This is a genomic window from Minwuia thermotolerans, from assembly GCF_002924445.1.
Lineage (GTDB): Bacteria > Pseudomonadota > Alphaproteobacteria > Minwuiales > Minwuiaceae > Minwuia > Minwuia thermotolerans.
In genome coordinates this window covers 102,090-124,391 of sequence record NZ_PIGG01000010.1, presented here as the reverse complement: position 1 = coordinate 124,391, position 22,302 = coordinate 102,090, and the positions used below count along the sequence as shown (strand labels likewise).

Here is a 22,302-nt window from a genome sequence, read left to right as displayed (position 1 = left end):
TGCGGCCCGGTGCGCCTTTCTCTATAGTTCGGCGAAACAGGGAGGAGAATGTCAATGGCGCAACATCCGGGGATGATCACCGTTCGTCGGCCGGCAGGGGCCGTGCGTTCGCTGGAGGCCGATCTCTGCGTCGTGGGGTCGGGCGCCGCGGGCCTTTCGGCCGCGCTCGAGGCGCGCGCGCTGGGCCAGCGCGTGATCGTTGTCGACGCCTCGCCGCAGCTCGGAGGTCAGGCGGTCGGCAGCGCGATCGGCACGATCTGCGGCCTCTACGCCAATGGCGAGGGGCCGCACCGCGTGACCTACGGGGTCATGGACGAGATGCTGGCGGCGCTGACAGCCAATGGCGACGCCGCCGCGCGTCGCGCCCGCAACACCCTGATCCTGGACTACTCGATCAACGCCTGGATGCGCTGGGCCGAGGACGCCGTGGCCGACCGCGGGGTGACGCCGCTCACCGGGGCGGTCCTCAGGGAGGTCATGGTCGAGGACGGACGCATCCGTGTCCTGCATCTGACGACGCGCTGGGGCGACTACGAGGTCCGCGCCAACGCCTTCGTCGATGCGTCCGGCGACGCCGTCCTGTCCTGGCTCGCGGGTCTTGATCTGAATCAGGCCGATCAGGACATCTACGGCACCATCATGGCCGTCTTCGAGGACGTCGACACCGACCTCTGCGGATCCTGGCCCCGGGATACCTTCCACGAGGCGATGCGCCGCCGCGGCGGCGAATTCGGACTGGTGCGCCATGACGGTTTCATCTTCCCCGTCGCCCGGGGTGGCCGCGTGCTGCTCAACATGACCCACATCGAGACGCCGCAGGAGGCTGTGGGCCTGGCGCTGTCGGGGATCGCGGGCCGTCGGCAGATCGACGGCCTGCTGGCGCTGTTCCGCGACGAGTTTCCCGACGCCTTCGGCAAGGCCCGTGTGGCGCTCTACGGCCAGCCCGGCATCCGCCAGACGCGGACGATCCGGGGCCAGGGCAGGATCAGAGTCGACGATGTCCGCCGGGGAAGACAGCCCGACGACGCCGTGGTGCGCTGCAGCTGGCCGATCGAGCTGCACACGGAGATGGCGGATACCCACTGGGAGGTCTTCGACGCCGATCACATGCACTACGTTCCCTTCGGCGCGATGGTGCCGCAGGGTCTGGACAACGTGGTGACGGCAGGCCGCTGCATCGACGCCGAACCCGCCGCGCTCGCCAGCGTGCGGGTGATGGGTCCGTGCTTCGCCATGGGCCGCGCAGCGGCCGCAGCGGCGGCCCGGCTGGGCGGCGGCTCCTTTCATCAGATCGATATCGCCGGCCTGCAGCGGGACGTGGCCGACAATCTGAGCCGCGCCGACCACGATCCCTGGACGCGGGCGTTCGTCGCCGAGTCGGGCCGTGAGGCGGACGGCGCCTAGCGCCGGACGGCGACGCCGAAGCGCGCGGCGAGCGTCGAGAAGATTGAGGCGCCCAGGCAATAGAGCGCCGACCAGATGGCGATGGTCTCCATCGAGGCGCCGCCATCGATGGCGTAGCCCATGACGAAGGGCGCGAGCCCGGTTGAGAAAACCATCATGGCCGTGGCGAAAGCGCGGATCGAGCCGATGTGGCGCGTGCCGTAGAGTTCCGCCCAGAGCGCACCCAGCAGAACCTGGGTGAGGCCGGCGCCGAAGCCCATCAGGCCGAGGAAGACCGGCGCGGTCGCCGGGTCGTCGCCGGCCCAGAGCACGAGGGCGGAAGCCGCCAGCGGCGTCAGGAAGACGCTGACCAGCCGCCGCGCGCCCAGCCAGTCGACCAGCGCGCCGCCGACCAGCAGGCCCGCCACGGTGGTCGCCGCGAAGGCCGAAAAGGAGAACGCCATGGTCTCGATGTCCCAGCCCTTGGCGCCGGCGAGATGGACCTGGTGGAAGAAGAAGCCCGTCGAGATGAAGGCCGGGGCCAGCAGCGCCGGCATGCGCAGCCACAGGCCCGGATCGCGCAGCGCGTCCGACAGGCTGTAGTCGCCCGAACGCCGCCGGTCTTCCGCGCTCACCGCCGGGCCGCTGTCTTTCTCCGGCCGCTGCCAGCCCGTCCGGCGCAGCAGCATCGGCACGACCGGAATCAGCGCCAGCACCAGCACCGCGGTGGCGAACCAGGCATTGCGCCAGCCGAGCCATGCCACCAGGAAGATGACGAAGGGCGGCGAGGCGGCGACGCCGATCGCGTGACCCAGCGAAGCGATGGAGATTGCGCGGCCCCGGAACCCCTCGAAATGCCGCGCCATCGCGGTGATCCCGACATGGGTAGACATGCCCTGTCCGAACAGCCGGAGGCCGAAAATCGCCACGGTCAGCGCGACGGCCGACCATGCCAGCCCGGCGAAGGCGGCCACCCCGGCCAGGCCGAGCAGCACGACGAAGGAACTGCCGGCCAGCGACAGGTGATCGACGATGCGCCCGAACAGGATCAGCGTCGCGCCGCTGGCGATGGTGCCGATCATGTAGACCAGCCCGAATTCGCCGTGGCTGAGGCCGAAATCGGCGCGGATCTCGCCGCCGAACAGCGAGATGAAATAAGTCTGGCCGACGCTGGACAGCAGGCACATGAAGGCGCCGAAGACGATCAGCGCGATGTTGCGGCCGAGCGGCCGCTCCGCCTCCGGGCTCATGCCGCCGCGCGCTCGGCGATCAGCCGTGAGGCGATGGCGTCCAGCAGCAGCCGGCCGGCCGGCAGGATCCTGAGCCGTTCGGCGTCCAGTTCGATCAGGCCCTGCGCGGCCAGTTGGGCTGCGGCATCGGTATCGACGAACGCCTCCAGGGGCCGGCCGGTTTCCCGCCGCAGCGCCGCGATGTCGACGCCTTCGGCGAGGCGAAGCCCCATCAGCATCGCTTCCTCGGCCTGTTCGTCCGCGTCGAGCTTTCGGTACTCGTCCGCGCCCCGGCCCTCGCGGCCGACCGCTTCGAGCCATCTCTCGGGCTTTTTCCAGTTGGCGGTGGCGAAGCGCGCGCCGTCGGCGCCCAGCGGGCGGCCATGGGCGCCCGGCCCGACGCCGATCCACGAGCCGTAGCGCCAGTAGGCGAGGTTGTGGCGGCTCTCATGGCCCGGCGCGGCGTGGTTGGAGGTCTCGTAGGCGGGCATGCCGGCCGTTTCGCAGATCTCCTGCGTCATCTCGTAGAGGTCGGCTGCCGGATCGTCGTCCATCGGCGACCAGGCGCCGCGGCGGACGGCGCCGGCGAAGCCTGTATTCGCCTCGATGGTAAGCTGGTAGAGCGAAAGGTGTCCGGCGGAGAGGCCTATGGCGCGCTCCAGCTCGGCGCGCCAGCGCGCCGCGTCCTGGCCAGGCAGGGCGTAGATCAGGTCGAAGGAGAAGCGATCGAAGCTCTGCCGCGCGGTTTCGATGGCGGCGAGCGCCTGGCCCGAATCATGGGCGCGGCCGAGGAACTTCAGCGCGCCATTGTCGAAGCTCTGTACGCCCAGGCTGAGGCGGTTGACGCCGGCGGCCCGGAAATCCCGGAAGCGTCCGGCCTCGACCGAAGAGGGATTGGCCTCCAGTGTGATCTCGCAATCGGGCCCCAGACCGAAGGCGTCGTCGATGTTCCGGAGGATACCGTCGACCAGCCAGGCCGGCATCAGCGAGGGCGTGCCGCCGCCGAAGAAGACCGATGTCGCCCGGCCGCCGAAGCGCTCGCCCCACCAGGCGATCTCCCGGCCCATCGCCTGCGCCCAGGCGGCCTCGTCGACGGTCTCGCGGACATGGCTGTTGAAGTCGCAATAGGGGCACTTGGAGATGCAGAACGGCCAGTGGACGTAGATCGCGTGTCCGGTCAAAGGCAGGATTCCAGAAGCTGTCGGAAGGCGTCAGCGCGGTGGCTGATGGCGTGCTTTTCGTCGGGCGGCATCTCGCCGAAGGTGACGTCGTGCCCGTCGGGCAGGAAGATGGGGTCGTAGCCGAAGCCGTGCTCGCCCCGCGGCGGCCAGACCAGTTGCCCTTCCACCGTGCCTTCGAAGACAGCCTCGCCGCCGTCCGGCCAGGCCAGCGCGAGTGCGCAGACGAAGCGCGCCGAACGGTCGGAGGCGCCCTGTTCGCGCAAGGCGTTCTCGACCTTTTCCATGGCCAGCGCGAAGTCCTTGTCCGGGCCGGCCCAGCGCGCCGAGTAAATCCCCGGCGCACCGTCGAGCAGCGCCACCGCAAGGCCCGAATCGTCGGCCAGCGCCGGCATGTTCGCCGCCTTCGCCGCAGCCCGCGCCTTGAGCAGCGCATTGCCGGCGAAGCTGTTCTCGGTTTCCTCCGGCTCCGGCAGATCGAGGTCGGCGGCCGAGACCGTCTCGATGCCGTGCGGCTGCACCAGATCGGCGATCTCGCGGACCTTGCCCCTGTTGTGGCTGGCGACGACGATCCGCCTCTCGGTCAGCTTGCGCGTCATGATCAGCCTCCGATGGCCTTTCGTTGATGTTCGCAGAGCTCCGCGCAGCCCTTCTTCGCCAGGCGCAGCAGTTCCAGGAACTCCGTGTCCGTGAAGGGCGTGCCCTCGGCGGTGGCCTGAATCTCGCAGAGCGTGCCGCCGTCGGTGATGACGAAGTTGCCGTCCGTTTCCGCGTTCGAATCCTCGGCGTAGTCCAGGTCCAGCACCGGCGCGCCGCCGAAGATACCGCAGGAGATGGCCGCGACGTGGCCGATCAGCGGGATGGCGGGAATGGCCTGCTTCTCGACCAGCTTCTCGAACGCGAGATGCAGCGCGATCCACGCCCCGGTGATGGAGGCGGTGCGGGTGCCGCCGTCAGCCTGGATGACGTCGCAGTCGATGCGGATCTGGCGTTCGCCGAAGCCTTCCAGATTGGTCACCGCGCGCAGCGAACGGCCGATCAGGCGCTGGATCTCCTGCGTGCGGCCGGACTGCTTGCCTCGCGCCGCCTCGCGGTCGGTGCGCGTGTGCGTCGAGCGCGGCAGCATGCCGTATTCGGCCGTGACCCAGCCGCGGCCCGAATTCCTGAGCCACGGCGGCACGCGCTCCTCGATCGAGGCGGCGCAGAGGACATGCGTGTCGCCGAAGCGGATCAGGCAGGAGCCTTCCGCGTGCTTGGCGAAGCCGGGCTCGATCGTGACCTGTCGCATCTCGTCGCCGGCGCGGCCCGAAGGTCGTGGCATTTCGTTTCTCCTTGTCTTCGGAACGTGCTTCTAGGCCATATGAGGGGCGGGGGGAACCGGGTCGAGGACGTTGACCCCGGGCCGGGGCCTACCTAACTTCCGCAACACATCCGTTTTTTCGGTAACATGGGAAGATGCACGACAAGGCCGTCATTCAGTCACTGGACGAACGCAGCCGCGAAATCTTCCGACATATCGTTGAGGGCTATCTGGAGACAGGGGCGCCAGTGGGTTCGCGCACGATCTCCCGCCGGCTCCATACCGCGCTTTCGCCGGCGTCCGTCCGCAACACGATGTCCGATCTGGAAGAACTCGGGCTGCTCTACTCGCCGCACACTTCGGCCGGCCGCATGCCGACCGAAGTGGGCTTGAGGCTGTTCATCGACGGATTCCTCGAAATCGGCGATCTGACCGATGACGAGCGGGCGTCGATCGAGGGGCATTGCGTCGCTGTCGGCCGCAACTATACGGACATGCTCACCCAGGCCAGCGACATGCTGTCCACGCTGTCGGGCTACGCCGGACTGGTCACGGTGCCCAAGAACGATCAGCCCCTCAAACATCTGGAGTTCGTCAGCCTGGCGCCCGACAAGGCGCTGGTGGTCATGGTCACGGTCGGCGGCGTGGTCGAGAACCGGCTGATCGCGCTGCCGCCCGGCCTGCCGCCCTCGTCGCTGGAGGAGGCAGGAAACTACCTCTCGGAGCGGTTGCGGGGCAGCACGATCACCGAGGCCAGGGACGCGATCCTGAAGGAGATCGAGGAACATCAGGCGCAGCTCGACGCGCTGGCGTCCCAGGTGGTGGAGGCGGGGCTCGCCGACTGGGCCGGCGGCGACGGCTCCAGCCGCCTGATCATCCGCGGCAGCGGACGGCTGCTGGAGGATGTACAGGCGATCGAGGATCTGGAGCGGGTGCGGCGCCTGTTCAACGATCTCGAGACGAAAAGCGACCTGGTGAACATGCTGGACCTCACCGGCGAAGGCGAGGGCGTGCGCATCTTCATCGGCTCCGAGAGCAAGCTGTTCAGCCTTTCGGGCAGTTCGATGATCGTCGCGCCCTTCTCCGACAGCAATCAGCAGATCGTCGGCTCGATCGGCGTGATCGGCCCGACGCGCTTGAATTACGCGCGCATCATTCCCATGGTGGACTACACCGCGCGCGTGATCGGAAAGCTGATCGGCTGAGCCTCGGCCCACGATGCGCCCTCCAGAATTCAGGACCGAACGATGATGCAGGAAGACGGCAAGAAGTTGCCCGAGGACAAGGTCGACGAGAGCCGGCCGACCGAGGAAATCGCCGACAGCGAGGATGCGGCGGCGGCGGCGGCCGAGCAGGCGGCCAACGACATGGAGCAGGAGCCCGACGCGCCGGCCGCGCCGCCCGAGAACGAGGTCGCGGGTGAGCCCGACGAACTGGCCGTGCTGACCGAGGAGAACGCATCGCTGAAGGACCGGCTGGTGCGCACGCTGGCCGACCTGGAGAACACCCGCAAGCGCGCGCAGCGCGACCGCGAGGACGCCCAGAAGTTCGCGGTCCAGAAGTTCGCGCGCGACATGTGCGAGGTCGCCGACAATCTGCAGCGCGCCATCGACGCCGCGCCGGAGGAAGGTGCGGACGAGAACACCATGGCGGTGCTGGAGGGTGTGAAGATCACCCGGGCCGCGCTGCAGCAGATCTTCGAACGTCATGGCATCCGGGTGATCGAAGCCAGGGACCAGAAGTTCGACCCCAATCTGCACGAGGCGATGACCGAGATCGACGTCCCCGGCGCGCCGCCGGGAATCTGCATCGAGGTGATCGAGACCGGATACACCCTGAACGGCCGTCTGCTGCGTCCCGCACGCGTCGTGGTGACGAAGGCGCAGAGCCGTTCCGCCGGCCAGAGGGTGGACACCCAGGCCTGAGGCCGGCGGCCGGAGCGGGGCGCGTGCCGATCCGAAATGACGAGCGGCTTCTGGTCGAGGCGGTGGTGGACTACGCCGAGCGCCGCGGCCTTGCCCTGACGCGGCTTTCGCATGACTGGATCCTGGTGCTCGAGGCGGCGGGCCGGCGCCACCTCGTCTTCGGCTATGACGTCGGGCTCAATGGCGCCGCATGCCTCAGGGTTGCCAACGACAAGGCCGCCAGCTTCGAGGTGTTGCGCGCCGCGGGCGTGCCCATGATCGAGCACCGGCTGTTCCTGGAGCCGATCATGCATCGCTTCACCGGACAGTCCGGCAACTGGCAGGCCTTGCTGAAGGCCTTCGCGGACTTCGGCGGCGACGTGGTGGTCAAGGCCAACGAGGGCACCAGCGGCAACGATGTTCACCGTGTGGATTCAGTGGCCGAGCTGGAGCGCGTCGTCCACATGCTGCTGCAGGGGTGCCGTTCCATCGCGCTCTCGCCCTTTGTCGAGATCGCTGCCGAACAACGCTTCGTCATCCTGGACGGCGAAATCGTGCTCGCCTACGACAAGACCAGGCCCGCCGTGGTCGGCGACGGAGAGCGCACCCTGCGCCAGCTTGCCGCCGCGGTCATGACACCGGAGATGGCGGAGGCCTTCGGCGAATGGCTGGCCGCCCGCACGCCGCGGGAACTGGACCGGGCGCCGGACAGGGGCGAGATCGTCACCGTCGGCTGGCGGCACAATCTCGGCCATGGCGCGCGGCCGAAGGAACTGGAATCGAGCCATCCCACCGTCGCCGCCAACGGCGAGATCGCCTTGCGCGCGGCCGAGGCGGTCGGCCTGCGGTTCGGCAGCGTTGACATCGCAGAGGCGGTCGACGGCGTGCCGGCGGTGATGGAAATCAATGCCGGCGTCATGCTGGAGCATTTCGCCCGCGCCGGCGCAGAGCGGCGCGCACGGGCGGTCGAAATCTACCAGGCGGCGCTGGCGCGGGCCTTCGACGCATAGGCATTTGGCCCGGACCGGGCGATGCTCTAGGTAGTACGCGGATAACAGCCGTTTGGGAGGAGCGCATCATGGGTGACACGTTCAGAGCCATCGTCGCCAACAAGACCGACGCCGGCTACGAGGCGAAGATCGAGGAGATCGGTCTCGACCAGCTATCCGAAGGCGATGTGGTCGTCGACGTGGCCTATTCGACCCTGAACTACAAGGACGGCCTCGCGGTCACGGGCAAGGGCAAGATCTGCGAGAGCTTTCCCATGGTCTGCGGCATCGACTTCTCCGGCACCGTGGCGTCGTCGGAAACCGACGCCTTCAAGCCCGGTGACCGCGTGGTCGTGAACGGCTATGGCCTCAGCCAGGACAAGAGCGGCGGCTATGCCCAGAAGGCGCGGGTGAAGAGCGACATTCTGGTGCGTCTGCCCGACGGTCTCGACCTGAAGCAGGCGATGGCCATCGGCACGGCCGGCTATACGGCGATGCTCTGCGTGCTGGCGCTGGAGAAACATGGCGTGGCGCCCGGATCGGGCGACGTGCTGGTCACCGGCGCGGCCGGCGGCGTCGGCTCGGTCGCGGTCGCGGTGCTGGCCAAGCTCGGCTACTCGGTTACCGCCTCGACCGGCCGTGAGGAGACCCACGGCTATCTGAAGGATCTCGGTGCGGCGAACATCATCGACCGCACCGAACTCTCCGAACAGGGCAAGCCTTTCCAGAAACCGCGCTGGGCGGGTGTGGTCGACACCGTCGGCTCCCACACTCTGGCCAACGCGCTGGCGCAAACGGCCTATGGCGGCTGCGTCGCGGCGTGCGGCCTGGCCGGCGGGCCGGACCTGCCCACCACGGTGCTGCCCTTCATCCTGCGCGGGGTGAATCTGGCCGGCGTCGATTCCGTCTACGCGCCCATGCCGGCGCGGCAGGAAGCCTGGTCCCGGCTGGCCGTCGACCTGCCGCTCGACAAGCTGGACGCCATGTCGGAGATGGCGCCGCTGCAGAAGGTGCTGGAACTGGCGCCCGAGATCCTGAAGGGCCAGGTGCGGGGCCGGGTCATCGTCGACGTCAACGCCTGAGGCGCCTGCCCCGGTCCCGTTCCGGGCAGGCCTTGACCCCGGGCTGGGTCCCAGGGTCAAGCCCCGGGACGGGGATGAATTGAAAGTGCCACCGGCTTTTGCCCGCTCCGGGATTCGATCCCGGAGCCCAGTCGGCCGTCATAGCCGGGGCAGGGGCACATCGCCCTACTTCAGATCGGCGCAGGCCTTCTGGATCCGCGTGCAGGCTTCCTTCAGCGCCTCGGTCGAGGTCGCGTAGGAGATGCGGAAATGCGGACTCAGCCCGAAGGCCTCGCCCTGCACGCAGGCCACGCCGACGCTTTCCAGCAGGTAGGTGACGAAGTCGGTGTCGTTGCCGATCTTCTTGCCGTCGGGCGTGGTCTTGCCGATGCAGCCGGCGCACGACGGATAGACGTAGAACGCGCCTTCCGGCGTCGAGCAATGCAGCCCCTCGGCATCGTTCAGCATGGCGACCACCAGATCGCGCCGTTCCTGAAAGACCTTGTTGCGCTCGGCGATGTAGTCGTTCGGGCCGGTCAGCGCCTCGACGGCCGCCGCCTGGCTGATGGAGGAGGGGTTGGAGGTCGACTGCGACTGGATCTTGGCCATCGCCGCCACCAGCGTCACCGGCCCGCCGGCATAGCCGATGCGCCAGCCGGTCATCGCATAGGCCTTGGAGACGCCGTTGACCGTCAGCGTGCGGTCGTAGAGGAACGGGCAGACCTCGGCGATGGTCGAGTACTCGAAGTCGTCATAGACGAGGTGTTCGTACATGTCGTCGGTCATGACCCAGACATGTTCGTGGCGTTTCAGCACCTCGCCCAGCGCCGCCAGCTCCTCGCGGGTATAGGCCGCGCCGGAGGGGTTCGACGGGCTGTTGAGGATCAGCCACTTGGTCTTCTTCGTGATCGCCTTGTCCAGTTCCTCGGGCACCAGCTTGAAGCCCTGGTTGGCGCCGGCCTCGATGAAGGTCGGCGTGCCGCCGGCCAGCAGCACCATGTCCGGATAGGACACCCAGTAGGGAGCGGGGATCAGAACCTCGTCGCCCGGGTTCAGCGTCGCCATCAGCGCGTTGTAGAGCACCTGCTTGCCGCCGGTGCCGACCGTGATCTGTTCGGGCGCGTAGTCCAGGTTGTTCTCGCGCTTGAACTTCTGGCTCACCGCGGCCTTCAGCTCCGGCGTACCGTCCACGTTGGTGTACTTGGTCTCGCCGTGGCGGATGGCCTTGATCGCCGCTTCCTTGATGTTGTCGGGCGTATCGAAGTCCGGCTCGCCGGCGCCCAGTCCGATGACGTCCTTGCCCATGGCGCGCAGCTCGCGGGCTTTGGCCGTGACCGCGATGGTCGGCGACGGCTTGATGCGGCTCAGCGATTCGGCAAGGATCGACATGGTTCCTGCTCCGGAATGATGTTTTGCGTGAGGCCCCTGCGACGGGCCGGCGGGAAACTACGCCCGGCGCGGAGGCAATTCAAGAAGGGCGAGGCCCTGCGCCGGCCGCCGCATGCGCCTGGGCGGAGGCGGCCCGGAACGCGATCAGGCCGGCCAGGGTCAGCGCGCCGATCACCATGATCGCGAAGTCGTAGCCGCCGGCGGCCCAGAGCAGCGTGCCGAGGAACGGCGCCAGGGCGAAGGCCAGCATGGTCGGCAGGGCAAGCGAGCCGTAGATCGCGCCGAAATTCTTTTCCCCCAGCAGATCGCGGGTCATCACCGGTTTCATGATGGAAAAGATGCCGATGCCGCTGCCCTGGAGGACGACGAAGGCGAAGATCAGCAGCGGCCAGAACGACGCCGTGAAGAGACAGACCGTTGCCAGCAACAGCGCGCCGAAGCAGTAGGTGGTGATGACATGGTTCGACAGGTGCCGCTCCGACAGCATCATGGCGACACGGCCGGCGACCTGCATCGGCCCCATCAGCGAGGCCGCCAGCACCGCCTGCTCCGGCGAGACGCCCCGGTCGTCCAGGATCGGCAGGATATGGTTGATGATCACGGCGTGATTCAGCGAGAGCAGCGCGAAGGCCAGCGCCAGCAACAGGAAGACGGGGCTGCGCAGCACCTGGGCGACGGTGCGCTCCGCGGCTGCGGCAATGCCGCCGTGAGCGGTCTCGGCGGGCGCCGCTGCGCCCGCGGCGCCGTGCGCGTGTTCCAGCGTCCGCGCGCCGAACAGCAGCAGCGGCGCGCCGGCGAATGCGATCAGGCCGGCGAAGACGAAGGCGGCGGTCTGCCAGTCCGCTTCGCGGGAGACGTAATGGCTGAGGGGGAAGCTCACCGTGCTGGCGAAGCCGGCCACCAGCGTCACCATGGTGATGGCGCGCCGCGCCGCCGCGCCGCGGGTCCGCGTGATCAGGGCGAAACAGGGCTCGTAGAGACAGCCGCCCATGCAGATGCCGATCGCCAGCCACAGGGCGGCGAAGACCCAGATATTCGGTGCGAAGGGCAGCAGCGCCACCAGTCCCGCGGCAACGAAGGCGAGGCCTGCGATGGTCTGTGGCCCGCGGCCGCGGTCGATCAGGCGGCCGGCCAGCGGGGAAACCAGCGCCGTCAGCACCAGGGCGGCGGCGAAGGCGGCGGTCAGCGTCGTCTTGGGCCAGCCTTCCACCGTTTCCCAGCGCAGCAGCATGGCGGGAAAGAAATAGTAGGTGCCCGCCCAGACGATGGTCTGGCCGATGGCGAGAGCGGCGATGGCGAGCCGGACGGTCACGGCCGGCCCCGGTCAGGCGGATGCATTCGGGGTCTGGTCCTGGTCCTTCAGCAGCCGGATCTCCCGCTGCGGGAACGGGATCTCGATGCCGTGCGCCTTCAGCGTCGACCAGATCATCAGCAGCAGATCGCCGCCGACGCGGTTGTCGCCATCATCGATCCCCTCCATCCAGAACTCGACCAGGATCGTGATGCCCGAATCGGCGAACTCCTGGATTTCCGCATCCGGACGTTCGGCGATGGGAATGTGCTCGCCGCTGAGCACCTTCGGATGGCTGGCGACGACGTCACGGATGATGGGGAACATCGCTTCCAGGTCGGTGTCGTAGGCGACCTGGAAGTTGAGCGCGTAGCGCTGCTTCTGGTTGTGATGCGTCCAGTTGGTGAAGGCCGTGGTGATGAACTGCTCGTTCGGCACCATGATGTCCTTGCCGTCGAAGGTCTCCAGGATGGCGTAGCGCATGTTGAGTTCGCGCAGCCGGCCCGCGCGGCCGTCCTCCAGCTGGATGTAGTCGTCGATGGTGATCGAACGGTCCAGCAGGATGATGATGCCGGAGATGAAGTTCGCCGCGATCTGCTGCAGACCGAAGCCGAGGCCGACGCCGATGGCGCCGCCGAAGACCACCAGGGTGGTCACGTCGATGCCCATGATCTGCAGCAGCAGGATGAAGATCAGCACGAACAGCGCGATCTGGAACAGCTTGGCGGCCACTTCCTTCGTGGAGGTGTCGAGCTGCTTCTGGCTGCGGATGACTTTCTGGCCGGTGCGGTTGGAGATACGCCCCAGCCAGAACAGCACCGCGCCGAAGATCAGCGTGCGCACGATCGTGTAGGCCGAGAAATGGATATTGCCGATCTCGAAGCTGATTTCCTCGAGCTCGCTGGTCACCGTGTCGAGCCAGCCGAAGACGTAGAGCAGCGCGATCGGCAGGCCGATAAAGGTCAGGATGCGGTTGATCGCCTGGTTGCGGATCAGGTGCGTGCCGAGGCGGTAGATGAGCTGAACCACCGAGACGCCCTGGGCGATGCGGATCAGCCAGTTCTCCCCGAACGCGGTCTCGCCGAAGACCGAGAGAGCGCCGAAGACGACCACGCACGTGAAGGGGAAGACCAGCGTGCGGGCGCGGAAGAAGGCCCATCTGATCTCGTAGCCCTCGGACGCCTTCGGCTCCCGGCTGAACCAGAAGAAGCGGCGCTGGATCAGGGTGGAGAGCAGCCAGGATGCGGCGAGCGCGGCCGCGATGGCGCCGAGCTGATAGTAGAACGCGGTCCCGCTCAGCGTGGTTTCAACCAGCGCCAGGTTGCGTTCCAACCAGATTTCCAGCCGTTCCATGATCACGCAGACCCGATTTCCATTGTGCGGCTGCACACGATCTTGGCCAAGGGGGGCGGCCGCGTCTGCAACAATCTTGCTGACCGCCCCGGCGGAGGGTTCCGGTCAGGCCGCCGCCCCGGTCAGGTCCACGCCCTTTCGCGCGGCCGTGGCAACGATATCCGCCCATGCTTCCGGCGCCAGCGGCAGGCCGCTTTCCAGCCGTTCCGCCATCACCTGGCGCTCCTTCTCGCCGGGGATCAGCACCTCGCCGCCGGGCGCCGTGGGTCGCGCCGACTTCACGAAGGCGGCGTAGGCGGTGATCTCCTCGAACAGGCCACTGCCCATCTCCCGCGGTGCGGCGGCCAGCGCTGACGGATCGATGTAGATGGACAGCATGCCGTTGCAGAACCGCCGCCGCTCCTCCTCGCCCAGAGCGCCGGCCGTGCCGGAGCCGGTCAGCGCGCCGGCCAGCATCTCCATCATGAAATTCATGCCGAAGCCCTTGTGTTCACCGAAGGCGCGAAGCGCGCCGGGCCCTTTGGCCGGGTCGGGAAAGGCGCCGTCGGAGACGTCGCCATAGAGCGGGCGGGGATCGCCAGTGATATTGCCTTCGCCGTCGACGATGGCGTCGGGCGGCAGGGGCTTGCCGCCCTTCAGCGCCACCAGCGCCTTGCCCTCCGCCACCAGGGAAGTGGCGAAGTCGAGCACGATCGGCTCCTCGCCCTCCCGCGGCACGCCGATGCAGAAGGGATTGGTGCTGCTGCGCCGGTCGATGCCGCCGAAAGGCGCGACCAGCAGGGAGCCGCGCACATTGACCATGTGCATGGAGACCAGCCCGGCCTCGGCCGCACGCTCCGCCCAGTCGCCGATGCGGCCCAGATGGCCCGAGTTCCTGAGCGCGGTCAGCGAGACGCCGTGTTCCTTCGCCTTGGCGATGCCGATGTCGACGGCCTGCTCGCCGATGGTCTGGCCGAAGCCGAAGCGGCCGTCGATCACCGCGAAGACCGGTTGGTCGACCATCAGCGCGATCGTCTGGCCGGGGATCTGGACGCCGTCCTCGGCCCACTGCACATAGCGCGGTATGCGGATCACGCCGTGGCTGTCGTGACCACGCAGGTTGGCGCCGGCGAGCCGGGTGATGATGCGCCGCGCTTCCTCGGGCGCGCAGCCCGCCGCCTCGAAAGTGGCCGCGCCGACGCGGTGCATGGTCTCGACCGGCACGAAGACCTGACCGTCGCGTTCGCGAATCTCGTTCATGATTCCCCCTTCTTCCGCCGGCGTCATCCGATCTCCCGGACCTTGCCGCTGGCGTACATGTCCTCGATATAGGCCGGCACGCCAAGCCCGCCCTCGACCTTCGCCAGCATCTCCGCCTCGGCGCGGCGCACGTCGTGCAGCTTTGCGATCACCGCGTCGATACGGGCATGGGGCACGACCACCACGCCGTCGACGTCGCCGACCACGATATCGCCGGCGGCGACCGTCAGCCCGGCCAGCACGACTGGTTCGTTGACCACGCCGGGGCCATTCTTGGCCGGGGAGTTGGGCGTGACCGCAGTCGCGAAACAGGGGAGACCGACATGGCGGATGCCCGGCGTGTCGCGTACCGCGCCGTCGGTCACCAGAGCCGCGGCGCCCCGGTTCTTCGCCATCTGCAGCACCAGATCGCCGACCACGGCGGTCTCGACATAGCCGTCGGTCGCGACCACCGCCACGTCGCCCGGCTGCAGCAGCGGCAGGGCCGCGAGCAGGGCCAGATTGTCCGCCGGCCCGGTATGGCAGGTCACCGCCACGCCGCAGAAATCCGACTGACCGGCAATGACGGGCTTGACCGCGGGTCCCATGGCGCCGCGCCCGCCCAGCGCGTCGACGACGAATCCCGTCGGCGCCCCGGTGATCGCGGCGACCTGTTCGGCGCTCGGCCGCGGCGTGTTCCGCCGCACCGTCACCAGCGGCGCGTCTTCGAGCATTCCAGTTCCTCCCTCGGTCCCGTTGGGGGATCGTTCTCCGCAGCCTAGCGCGCGGCGGTCGCCGGCACACCCCGATATGAGCCTCCCGGCTGCGAACGGGCGCAGAGGGAGGTGAACGCAAATTTAACGCGGGCCGGTCATGGTTCGGCAGGAGCCGGACAACCTGCAAAGAGAAGATCCGTGGACGGACGGCGGAGCATTCTGCACCAGGCGCGCAAGGTCATCGACGCCATGGCGCGGCGGCCGGTCGTGTCCGTCGCCTTCTTTGCCGCCGCCGGTCTGGGCCTGATCGCCGTACTCGCTGCGATGGTGCTGGACGACCTGCGCTACCGTACCGCGCTGGAGAGCGCACGGTCCTATTCGGCAACCCTCACCGCCGTCCGCGAATACTACACCTCCGTGGTCGTGCCCCGGGCCCGTATCGGCGGTCTGGAAGTTGCCCGCGATTACCATCAGCGCGAACGCGCGATTCCCACGCCGGCGACCATGTCGATCGAACTGGGAATCTGGATCAACGACCTGGTCCGTCCCGCCGAATTCCGCTTTTTCAGTGGTCACCCGTTCGACTACCGGGATGACGGCGGGCCGCGCAACGCCTTCGAGGCGGAGGCGCTGGAGCGGCTGGTGAACAACCGGGAGCCGGCTTTCAGCCGGGTCGTCCGTGATGGCGACGGGCTGCGCCTGCGCCACGCGGAGCCCGTGGTCATGGGCGCCGGCTGTGCGGCCTGCCACAACACCCATCCCGATTCGCCGCGTGACGACTGGAAGGCCGGCGACGTGCGCGGCGTTCAGGCGGTCAGTATCGCGCTGCCCCCGCTGTTTCCTTCGTTGAGCCGCGTGATCGATCCGTCCAATCCGACATTCTGGCCGATGCTGGCCCTGCTGGCCGGTCTGGCCGCGATCTGCGCCGTCTTTCTGGTGCTGATGCGTCGGCTGCGGCGCGCGCTCGATTATGCCCGCCAGCGCAATCGCCAGCTCGCCCAGGCGCGCATTCATGCCGAAGCGGCCTCCGAGGCCAAGTCGCGCATCATGGCCAATGTCAGCCACGAACTGCGCACGCCGCTCAACGCCATCATCGGCTTTTCCGAACTGATGGGCAGCGAGGCTTTCGGGCCGATGAACAACCCGAAATACCTGGATTATGCGCGCGACATCAAGCTGAGCGGCGAGCGGCTGATGAGCATCGTCGAAAACCTGATCGGCTTCTCCGAGATCGAGTCGGGCGCGATGGAACTGCGCCGCGAGGCGGTCAATCTGGATCAGGAGGTGCGTCGCGTGGTCGGCCTCTACGAGCCTGTGGCCTCGGAGCACGGGGTGTTCGTGCGCGTCGAACCCGCCTCGGCGGCGCCGGTGCTCAGCGTTGACCGGCGCGCATTCCGCCAGATCGTCGGCAATCTGGTCGCCAACGCGGTGCAGTACGCCGGGCCGCGCGCCATTGTCTCGATCCGCATCTTCGGCGATGCGATGGAAGCGGGCGTGATCATCGCCGACGATGGCGTCGGCATCGCGAAGGCCGAACTCCGCCGGCTACTGCAGCCCTTCGAGCGGGCCGGCGACCCGCGTTTCGCCAATGTCGACGGCATCGGTCTCGGTCTGCCCATCGCGCGTGAACTGGCCGCCATGCATGGCGGCTCGATCTGGATCGACAGCGCGCCGGGCAAGGGGTTGACGGCGCGCGTGACCTTTCCGCCCGACTGCATCATCGGTCACGCAGCCGAAGGAGGCGAGACGCGGACCCGGCGCGGACGGCGGTCCGTCAGCTAGTTGAAGCGGACATACTCGAAGTCTATGGGCCGGCCGTTGATGCCGCGGCGCGGCGGCGCGATCCAGGCGGCGAACTTTCCGGGCTCGTAGACCGGTTTCATCAGCGATTCGACGTACTTCTGATCCTCGTCGGTCGGCAGCCATTCATGGCAGCGCGCATTCCACTCTTCCGTCGGAATCAGCTTGCCTTCCGGCGTGCAGTGGATGCTGGCGAACTGCCCGATCTGGCGATGGAAGGCCCGGTGCGGCAGCTTCAGCCGGAAGTCGACGCCCGCCTTGGCGATCGCCTTGTTCCAGCGGTCCACGCCGCGCTGGCAATCGAGGACGTAGTCGTCGCGGAGCGCCTCGTTGAGTGCCTGAAGCGCGGGATCGTCGCGCATGACGAAGCGGCCGTCCTCCAGGTGCATGACCTCGTGGCTGGCGTCCTTCAGCAGGTGGTCGTCGTCCTTCCGCGTTTCCTCGAACCGGCCCTTGAGGCCCATCGTGTAGTAGTTCGCGGCGTTGGTGGAGAGTTCCGAACCGAACAGATCCACCGATACCGAGAAGTGGAAGTTCAGGTATTTCTGCAGCAGCGGGAGATTCACGCCGCCGAAGGGGCTGACGTCGTCGGTGTCGTGCTCCTTCATCAGCTCCAGCGTGCGGTCGATGACGCGGCCGATGCCGGTCTCGCCGACGAACATGTGATGGGCTTCCTCGGTCAGCATGAAGCGGCAGGTGCGCGAGAGCGGATCGAAGCCGGACTCCGCCAGGCTGGCGAGCTGGTACTTGCCGTCGCGGTCGGTGAAGTAGGTGAACATGAAGAAACTGAGCCAGTCCGGCGTCTTCTCGTTGAAGGCGCCCAGGATGCGCGGCTTGTCCTCGTCGCCAGAGCGGCGCTCCAGCAGGGCCTCGGCCTCCTCGCGGCCGTCGCGGCCGAAATGGGCGTGCAGCAGGTAGACCATGGCCCAAAGGTGCCGGCCTTCCTCGACATTGACCTGGAAGAGATTGCGCAGGTCATAGAGCGACGGCGCGGTTGCGCCCAGCAGGCGCTGCTGTTCGACGGAAGCGGGCTCGGTGTCGCCCTGGGTGACGATCAGACGGCGCAGCACGCCGCGGTACTCCCCCGGGACTTCCTGCCAGGCGGGCTCGCCCTTGTGGTCGCCGAAATTGATCTGCCGGTCGGGATTGCGGTCGGCCAGGAAGATGCCCCAGCGGTAGTCCGGCATCTTCACATAGTCGAAATGGGCCCAGCCCTTGGCGTCGACCGAGGTCGCGGTGCGCAGGTAGACGTCCTTCTGCTGAAATCCCAGGGGACCGATGTCGTCCCACCAGCTCAGGAAGTTCGGCTGCCAGGCCTCAAGCGCGCGCTGCAGGCGGCGATTGTCGGACAGGTCGACATTGTTCGGGATCTTGTTGACGTAGTCGATCGCCATCAGGCTCTCCTCTGGTCGAATTCGGTGCGCTCGCCGGAGCCGTAGAGTGGCAGCGCGCCCTTCTCGCCGGTGGCGTTGGGGCGCTGGAATATCCAGTTCTGCCAGGCGGAGAGGCGGGCGAAGATCTTGGTTTCCAGGGTCTCGGGACCGGCGAAGCGGAGCGACGCCTCCATGCCCGTCAGCGCGTCCGGCGAGAATGCGGCGCGCTCCTCCAGCGCGATGCGGACCTCGTCTTCCCAGTCGATGTCGTCGGGCGCGAAGGTGACGAGGCCGAGTTCCTCGGCTTCCAATGCCTCCACGTCTTCGCCGTCGCGTTCCAGCGCAGCGGCGAGCGCCGCCTCATCGCCGAGGAAACGGCTCTGCAGGCGCGTGAGTCCGTTGCCCATCGGATAGGCCCCGCGGTTGGCGACGGTCAGCCTCAGGGCCGCCGGCGGCCGGTTGTCGCCTTCGAACTGGCCGTCGAGCATGTAGGAGCGGTCGGCGGCCAGGGCGAGTTCCAGCAGGACGCCGGTGAAACAGCTCCCGGGCTCGATGAAGGCGAACAGCGACCGCGCCGAGACGTCGACGCGCTTCAGCACCCGGCGCAGATAGAGCGCGACCTCGCGGATGAACCAGTTGTCCATGTTGCCGGCCAGCAGCGCGTCGTGGCCGGCCACGCGTTCGCCGTCGCCCTCGGTGCGGAACACCCAGGCGCCGATGGTTTCCTCGTTGATGCGCAGATGCAGGATGGCGTCGTCCAGTTCCCTGGCCAGACGCAACGGCCAGAAGCCCGCGCCCTCCCTTTCGGCGGCCGCGGCGTCCGCCGGCGCGTCGGCCTGCGGACCCCGCACCGTGATCTCGGCGGCGCGGGCTTCCCGGTCGATCTCGACGCGGACGGTGGTGTAGCGGATGACGTCGCCGTCGATCTTCCGTCCCAGCGGCGTGAGCTCGACGCCCTTGGCGTCCGCGGGCCGGTCGGAAGCGGCGGCGAATTCGTGCGCGCGCTTCTCCGCGGCTTCCATCAGCTTGCTGCGCGGCACGGTCTCGTCGACCAGCTTCCAGTCGACAGCGCGCTTGCCCCGGACGCCTTCCTCGGTGGTGCAGAAGAAGTCGGCCCGGTCGCGGCGCACCCGGCGCTTGTCGACCAGTCGCGTCAGTCCGCCGGTGCCGGGCAGCACCGCCAGCAGCGGCACCTCGGGCAGGGACACCGAGGAAGAGCCGTCGTCGGCCAGCATGATCCAGTCACAGGCCAGCGCCAGTTCATAGCCGCCCCCGGCGCAGGAGCCGGTCACCGCGCAGATGTAGCGCTGGCCCGAATTCTCCGTCGCGTCCTCCATGTACAGACGCGTCTCGTTGGTGAACTTGCAGAAGTTGACCTTGTGGCTGTGCGTCGCGCTGGCCAGCATGCGGATATTGGCGCCGGCGCAGAACACCCGGTCATGGGCCGAGGTCAGGATCACGGCCCGGACTTCGGGGTGCTCGAAACGCAGACGCTGAATGCAGTCGTATAGTTCGATATCGACGCTGAGATCGTAGGAGTTGAGCTTCAGCTCGACGTCGTCGCGCAGCCCGCCCTTTTCATCGACGTCCATGCGCACCCAGGCGATCTCGCCGTCGATGTCCAGGCGCCAGTGGCGGTAGCTGTCGGGATGTCTCTCGAAGTCGATCATCGGGCAGCGGCTCTCCCTTGTCCTGAACATGCACTATAATGCATGCAAGAAGAGCCAACAACCCGAAATGAGAGACGCCCGCCATGTGCCGGCGGGCGTCTCCCAAGCTATCGGAATCGGTGGTCGGGTCGGTTCAGGAGCCTTCGTACTTGGGCGCCAGCTTCTCGGCCCGGCGCTGGCCCGCGGCGACCTGGCCGGGGCGCAGGTCGGCGCTCAGCTTGTCGCGCACCTCCGCAGCCTCGGAGTCGCCCTTCTGCGCCGCGATCTCAAGCAGCGCGTACGCCTGAACCTTGTCCTCGTCGACGCCGCGTCCCGCGGCGAACATCTCCGCCAGCGACTTCAGCGCGGTCAGATGCCCGGCGCGCGCGGCGGTCTGGTACCACGCGGCGGCCTTGTCGAGGCGGGGCTCGCCGGTGCCCTCGCCGCGCTCGAACATCTGCGCGGCGCGGAACGTGGCTTCCACGTCACCCTGCCCGCCGGTGTTCACATATTCCTGCAACGCGGCCTTGTGATCGCCGGCGGCATAGAGCTGTTCCGCCTCCTTGAGGCCCGCCTGCGCCGTTCCGACGCCAAGCGCGACCAGCATGGAGATGGAGGTAATGGCCGTCCTGATGAACATGTCTCGATCCTTCCTTCCCGGGATTCCGATACGCAACAAACTGGTCCGTACGAAATGGAACCTGACGCAACCCTCTTCGTGCGCTTTCGCGTGCAGTACAAGCAAATCACGGGCCAATACGGATTACCCGCACCTGCTGCCGGTTGACCGAAGCCTTCATGTCGAGAATCCGAACCAACAACCAAGCCTTGATTCATACGTCCCGGAAGTTCGCGTCGGATTTGCCTCAGGCGCCCCGGCCGACCGGATGCCGCCTGGTCGCATTCCGTGTCCGATTTTGTCGATACGTCTCAATGCGGCACTGCGGCCGAACATCATACATTGCAATTTGCGACGACGGTCACTTGACGGCCAGCCGCTCATGCGGCCCGGACAGCGGGCCAGCAGCGCAGGACGCGTTCGGCCACCGCATCGGGGGCCAATCCGGAGGTGTCGACGACCGCGTCCGCCTGCGCATAGAGCGCTTCCCGGTTCCGCAGGATGCGCTCCAGATCCTCCATCGCCTGCCGGTTGCCGGCCATCGGCCGCTGGTCGCCCTGGGCCACGACCCGCGCCATGTGCGCCTGCGGGTCGGCCCGCAGCCAGATCGTGAAGCAGCCGCCCAGCAACATCTGGAACGTTGCCGGGTTGGAGACGATGCCGCCGCCCGTCGCCAGCACGGCCTGCCGGCGGTCGCCGAGCAGACGCCGCAGCGCCTCGCCTTCGAAACGGCGATAGCCGGCCTGCCCGGAAAACTCGAATATCTCGTCCAGACCGAGCCCGGCGACCCGTTCGACTTCTTCGGCCAGTTCGACGAATTCGCTGCCGCGCCGCGCCGCGACCAGCCGGCCGACGGTCGACTTGCCGGCGCCGCGCAATCCGATCAGCGCGAGACGGCCATTGCGCTCGCTGCTGCGCACGAAGCGCTGTTCCAGCAGCCGGCGCGCCTCGGCGATCTGATCCGCCCCCAACTGGTCCAGCATACCGGCGAGCAACCTGTGATCGGGCGAGCGGTCGGGGCCGTCGTCGAGCAGTTCCGACAGCGGCGTCGCCAGTGCGCCGGCGACCTGCCGCAGCAGGACGATCGAGATGTTGCCCTTGCCCGCCTCGAGCTGGGCCAGATGCCGCTCAGAGACCCCGGAATGCTTGGCGAGATCCCTGCGCGTCATGCCGTGACGGGCGCGTGCATCGCGCACCCGTGTGCCGACCCCCTGGAGAAAGGCGGCGGTCGGATCCATCTGGTCTCGGGCAGGCGGCTCGCGCATTGTCATGCCTGCAGTATAATGCATTTGATCTGGCGGCGCATCCGCTTATGGGCTATAGGGGCGGGCGCGCGGCGGAACCGCAACTGGGAGCGTGGACCCATGGCCGATCCGATCAAGATACTCGTCGGCACCATGACCGGCACGGCCGAAATGGTCGCCGAGGACATGCAGGCGGCGATCGAGGCCGAAACCGAGCGGGAGACCGAAATCCTGCTGATGGACGATCTGGACGAGACGGTCTTTGACGACGTCGAGGCCGTCTATCTGATCGTCACGTCCACCTACGGTCAGGGCGACGTGCCAGACAACGCGCTCGATTTCTACGAGGCCCTGGAAGAGAAGGCGCCGGACCTGAGCGGCATCCGCTTCGGCGTCTTCGGCCTGGGCGATTCGACCTACGCCGACACGTTCAACCACGGCGGCAAACGGTTCGAGAAGGTGTTGCGGGAACGCGGCGCGCGCCAGATCGGCGAACGCTTCGCACACAATGCCAGCGGCGGCGACCTGCCGGAAGATGCAGGCGTCGAATGGGTCAGGCAATGGCTGGGGGAACTGAACCGCAGCCAGGAGGCCGCATGATGGGGG

The 22,302-nt window shown here is 67.7% G+C and carries 20 protein-coding genes; 7 read left to right on the top strand and 13 right to left on the bottom strand.

All coding sequences use genetic code 11. The features are described 5' to 3' along the window. Positions 1 to 54 precede the first annotated feature (54 nt). Positions 55 to 1,404, top strand: a complete 1,350-nt coding sequence (locus CWC60_RS01735; protein ID WP_164516312.1) for an FAD-dependent oxidoreductase — start codon at positions 55 to 57, stop codon at positions 1,402 to 1,404. Here the strand turns inward: CWC60_RS01735 and CWC60_RS01730 are convergent. From CWC60_RS01730 to rph, 4 genes are read right to left on the bottom strand one after another with little or no spacing between them, the layout of a single operon-like run. Beyond that, positions 1,401 to 2,633, bottom strand: coding sequence for an MFS transporter (locus CWC60_RS01730; RefSeq protein ID WP_109792328.1), 1,233 nt, complete (start codon positions 2,631 to 2,633; stop codon positions 1,401 to 1,403). The two genes, CWC60_RS01735 and CWC60_RS01730, sit on opposite strands and share 4 nt — an antisense overlap. Further along, complete coding sequence (gene hemW, locus CWC60_RS01725) at positions 2,630 to 3,793, bottom strand: radical SAM family heme chaperone HemW (protein WP_109792327.1); 1,164 nt, start codon at positions 3,791 to 3,793, stop codon at positions 2,630 to 2,632. The genes CWC60_RS01730 and hemW overlap by 4 nt, the downstream gene beginning before the upstream one ends. Next, positions 3,790 to 4,395 (bottom strand): RdgB/HAM1 family non-canonical purine NTP pyrophosphatase, encoded by a 606-nt coding sequence (rdgB, locus tag CWC60_RS01720; protein ID WP_164516319.1) that lies wholly within the window; start codon positions 4,393 to 4,395, stop codon positions 3,790 to 3,792. Before rdgB ends, hemW begins: the two co-directional genes overlap by 4 nt. Continuing rightward, entirely contained in the window at positions 4,392 to 5,111 is a 720-nt protein-coding gene (gene rph / locus CWC60_RS01715; RefSeq protein ID WP_109792325.1) for a ribonuclease PH, read from the bottom strand. Before rph ends, rdgB begins: the two co-directional genes overlap by 4 nt. 134 nt (positions 5,112 to 5,245) lie before the next feature. On the opposite strand from rph, the gene hrcA reads away from it, so the two are divergent. The 4 genes from hrcA (at position 5,246) to acuI (ending at position 9,065) form a co-directional block, all read left to right on the top strand. Beyond that, positions 5,246 to 6,295, top strand: coding sequence for a heat-inducible transcriptional repressor HrcA (gene hrcA, locus CWC60_RS01710; RefSeq protein ID WP_109792324.1), 1,050 nt, complete (start codon positions 5,246 to 5,248; stop codon positions 6,293 to 6,295). 42 nt (positions 6,296 to 6,337) lie between these two features. Further along, positions 6,338 to 7,015, top strand: a complete 678-nt coding sequence (locus tag CWC60_RS01705) for a nucleotide exchange factor GrpE (RefSeq protein ID WP_109792323.1) — start codon at positions 6,338 to 6,340, stop codon at positions 7,013 to 7,015. A 23-nt stretch (positions 7,016 to 7,038) separates the two neighbouring features. Further along, positions 7,039 to 8,004, top strand: a complete 966-nt coding sequence (locus tag CWC60_RS01700; RefSeq protein WP_109792322.1) for an ATP-grasp domain-containing protein — start codon at positions 7,039 to 7,041, stop codon at positions 8,002 to 8,004. Positions 8,005 to 8,072: 68 nt separating this feature from the next. Next, on the top strand, positions 8,073 to 9,065 hold the full coding sequence (gene acuI / locus CWC60_RS01695) for an acrylyl-CoA reductase (NADPH) (protein WP_109792321.1): 993 nt from the start codon (positions 8,073 to 8,075) through the stop codon (positions 9,063 to 9,065). Positions 9,066 to 9,230: 165 nt separating this feature from the next. On the opposite strand, the gene CWC60_RS01690 is transcribed toward acuI, so the two are convergent. From CWC60_RS01690 to CWC60_RS01670, 5 genes are all read right to left on the bottom strand, one after another. Continuing rightward, positions 9,231 to 10,433: a pyridoxal phosphate-dependent aminotransferase gene (locus CWC60_RS01690; RefSeq protein ID WP_109792320.1), complete on the bottom strand. Its 1,203-nt coding sequence runs from the start codon at positions 10,431 to 10,433 to the stop codon at positions 9,231 to 9,233. Positions 10,434 to 10,512: 79 nt separating this feature from the next. Further along, the gene (locus CWC60_RS01685; RefSeq protein ID WP_109792319.1) at positions 10,513 to 11,745 is read right to left on the bottom strand and encodes an MFS transporter; all 1,233 of its coding nucleotides are present in this window, start codon (positions 11,743 to 11,745) and stop codon (positions 10,513 to 10,515) included. Between the two features lie 12 nt (positions 11,746 to 11,757). Further along, on the bottom strand, positions 11,758 to 13,077 hold the full coding sequence (locus tag CWC60_RS01680; RefSeq protein WP_109792318.1) for a mechanosensitive ion channel family protein: 1,320 nt from the start codon (positions 13,075 to 13,077) through the stop codon (positions 11,758 to 11,760). Between the two features lie 105 nt (positions 13,078 to 13,182). After that, positions 13,183 to 14,265, bottom strand: a complete 1,083-nt coding sequence (locus CWC60_RS01675; RefSeq protein ID WP_109792403.1) for an Ldh family oxidoreductase — start codon at positions 14,263 to 14,265, stop codon at positions 13,183 to 13,185. 74 nt (positions 14,266 to 14,339) lie between these two features. Next, complete coding sequence (locus CWC60_RS01670) at positions 14,340 to 15,029, bottom strand: RraA family protein (RefSeq protein ID WP_109792317.1); 690 nt, start codon at positions 15,027 to 15,029, stop codon at positions 14,340 to 14,342. Between the two features lie 180 nt (positions 15,030 to 15,209). On the opposite strand from CWC60_RS01670, the gene CWC60_RS01665 reads away from it, so the two are divergent. Then, entirely contained in the window at positions 15,210 to 16,793 is a 1,584-nt protein-coding gene (locus CWC60_RS01665; RefSeq protein ID WP_109792316.1) for an ATP-binding protein, read from the top strand. Here CWC60_RS01665 and boxB read toward each other — a convergent pair. From boxB to CWC60_RS01645, 4 genes are all read right to left on the bottom strand, one after another. Then, on the bottom strand, positions 16,790 to 18,208 hold the full coding sequence (gene boxB / locus CWC60_RS01660) for a benzoyl-CoA 2,3-epoxidase subunit BoxB (RefSeq protein ID WP_109792315.1): 1,419 nt from the start codon (positions 18,206 to 18,208) through the stop codon (positions 16,790 to 16,792). The genes CWC60_RS01665 and boxB overlap by 4 nt on opposite strands. After that, positions 18,205 to 19,854: a 2,3-epoxybenzoyl-CoA dihydrolase gene (gene boxC, locus CWC60_RS01655; protein ID WP_109792314.1), complete on the bottom strand. Its 1,650-nt coding sequence runs from the start codon at positions 19,852 to 19,854 to the stop codon at positions 18,205 to 18,207. Before boxC ends, boxB begins: the two co-directional genes overlap by 4 nt. A gap of 133 nt (positions 19,855 to 19,987) precedes the next feature. After that, positions 19,988 to 20,473, bottom strand: a complete 486-nt coding sequence (locus tag CWC60_RS01650) for a tetratricopeptide repeat protein (RefSeq protein ID WP_109792313.1) — start codon at positions 20,471 to 20,473, stop codon at positions 19,988 to 19,990. Positions 20,474 to 20,832: 359 nt separating this feature from the next. Further along, a complete protein-coding gene (locus CWC60_RS01645) occupies positions 20,833 to 21,717 on the bottom strand; it encodes a helix-turn-helix transcriptional regulator (RefSeq protein WP_207761178.1) in 885 nt (294 codons plus the stop codon). A gap of 99 nt (positions 21,718 to 21,816) precedes the next feature. Between CWC60_RS01645 and CWC60_RS01640 the strand changes: the two genes are divergently transcribed. Then, on the top strand, positions 21,817 to 22,296 hold the full coding sequence (locus CWC60_RS01640) for a flavodoxin domain-containing protein (RefSeq protein ID WP_109792311.1): 480 nt from the start codon (positions 21,817 to 21,819) through the stop codon (positions 22,294 to 22,296). Positions 22,297 to 22,302 lie beyond the last annotated feature (6 nt).

Bases quoted from the DNA above. Each gene is read 5' to 3' on its own strand.
- CWC60_RS01735 (WP_164516312.1), top strand. From the start codon at position 55: ATGGCGCAACATCCGGGGATGATCACCGTTCGTCGGCCGGCAGGGGCC.
- CWC60_RS01730 (WP_109792328.1), bottom strand. From the start codon at position 2,633: ATGAGCCCGGAGGCGGAGCGGCCGCTCGGCCGCAACATCGCGCTGATC.
- rph (WP_109792325.1), bottom strand. From the start codon at position 5,111: ATGCCACGACCTTCGGGCCGCGCCGGCGACGAGATGCGACAGGTCACG.
- hrcA (WP_109792324.1), top strand. From the start codon at position 5,246: ATGCACGACAAGGCCGTCATTCAGTCACTGGACGAACGCAGCCGCGAA.
- CWC60_RS01705 (WP_109792323.1), top strand. From the start codon at position 6,338: ATGATGCAGGAAGACGGCAAGAAGTTGCCCGAGGACAAGGTCGACGAG.
- acuI (WP_109792321.1), top strand. From the start codon at position 8,073: ATGGGTGACACGTTCAGAGCCATCGTCGCCAACAAGACCGACGCCGGC.
- CWC60_RS01690 (WP_109792320.1), bottom strand. From the start codon at position 10,433: ATGTCGATCCTTGCCGAATCGCTGAGCCGCATCAAGCCGTCGCCGACC.
- CWC60_RS01680 (WP_109792318.1), bottom strand. From the start codon at position 13,077: ATGGAACGGCTGGAAATCTGGTTGGAACGCAACCTGGCGCTGGTTGAA.
- CWC60_RS01675 (WP_109792403.1), bottom strand. From the start codon at position 14,265: ATGCACCGCGTCGGCGCGGCCACTTTCGAGGCGGCGGGCTGCGCGCCC.
- CWC60_RS01670 (WP_109792317.1), bottom strand. From the start codon at position 15,029: ATGCTCGAAGACGCGCCGCTGGTGACGGTGCGGCGGAACACGCCGCGG.
- boxC (WP_109792314.1), bottom strand. From the start codon at position 19,854: ATGATCGACTTCGAGAGACATCCCGACAGCTACCGCCACTGGCGCCTG.
- CWC60_RS01650 (WP_109792313.1), bottom strand. From the start codon at position 20,473: ATGTTCATCAGGACGGCCATTACCTCCATCTCCATGCTGGTCGCGCTT.
- CWC60_RS01645 (WP_207761178.1), bottom strand. From the start codon at position 21,717: ATGCGCGAGCCGCCTGCCCGAGACCAGATGGATCCGACCGCCGCCTTT.
- CWC60_RS01640 (WP_109792311.1), top strand. From the start codon at position 21,817: ATGGCCGATCCGATCAAGATACTCGTCGGCACCATGACCGGCACGGCC.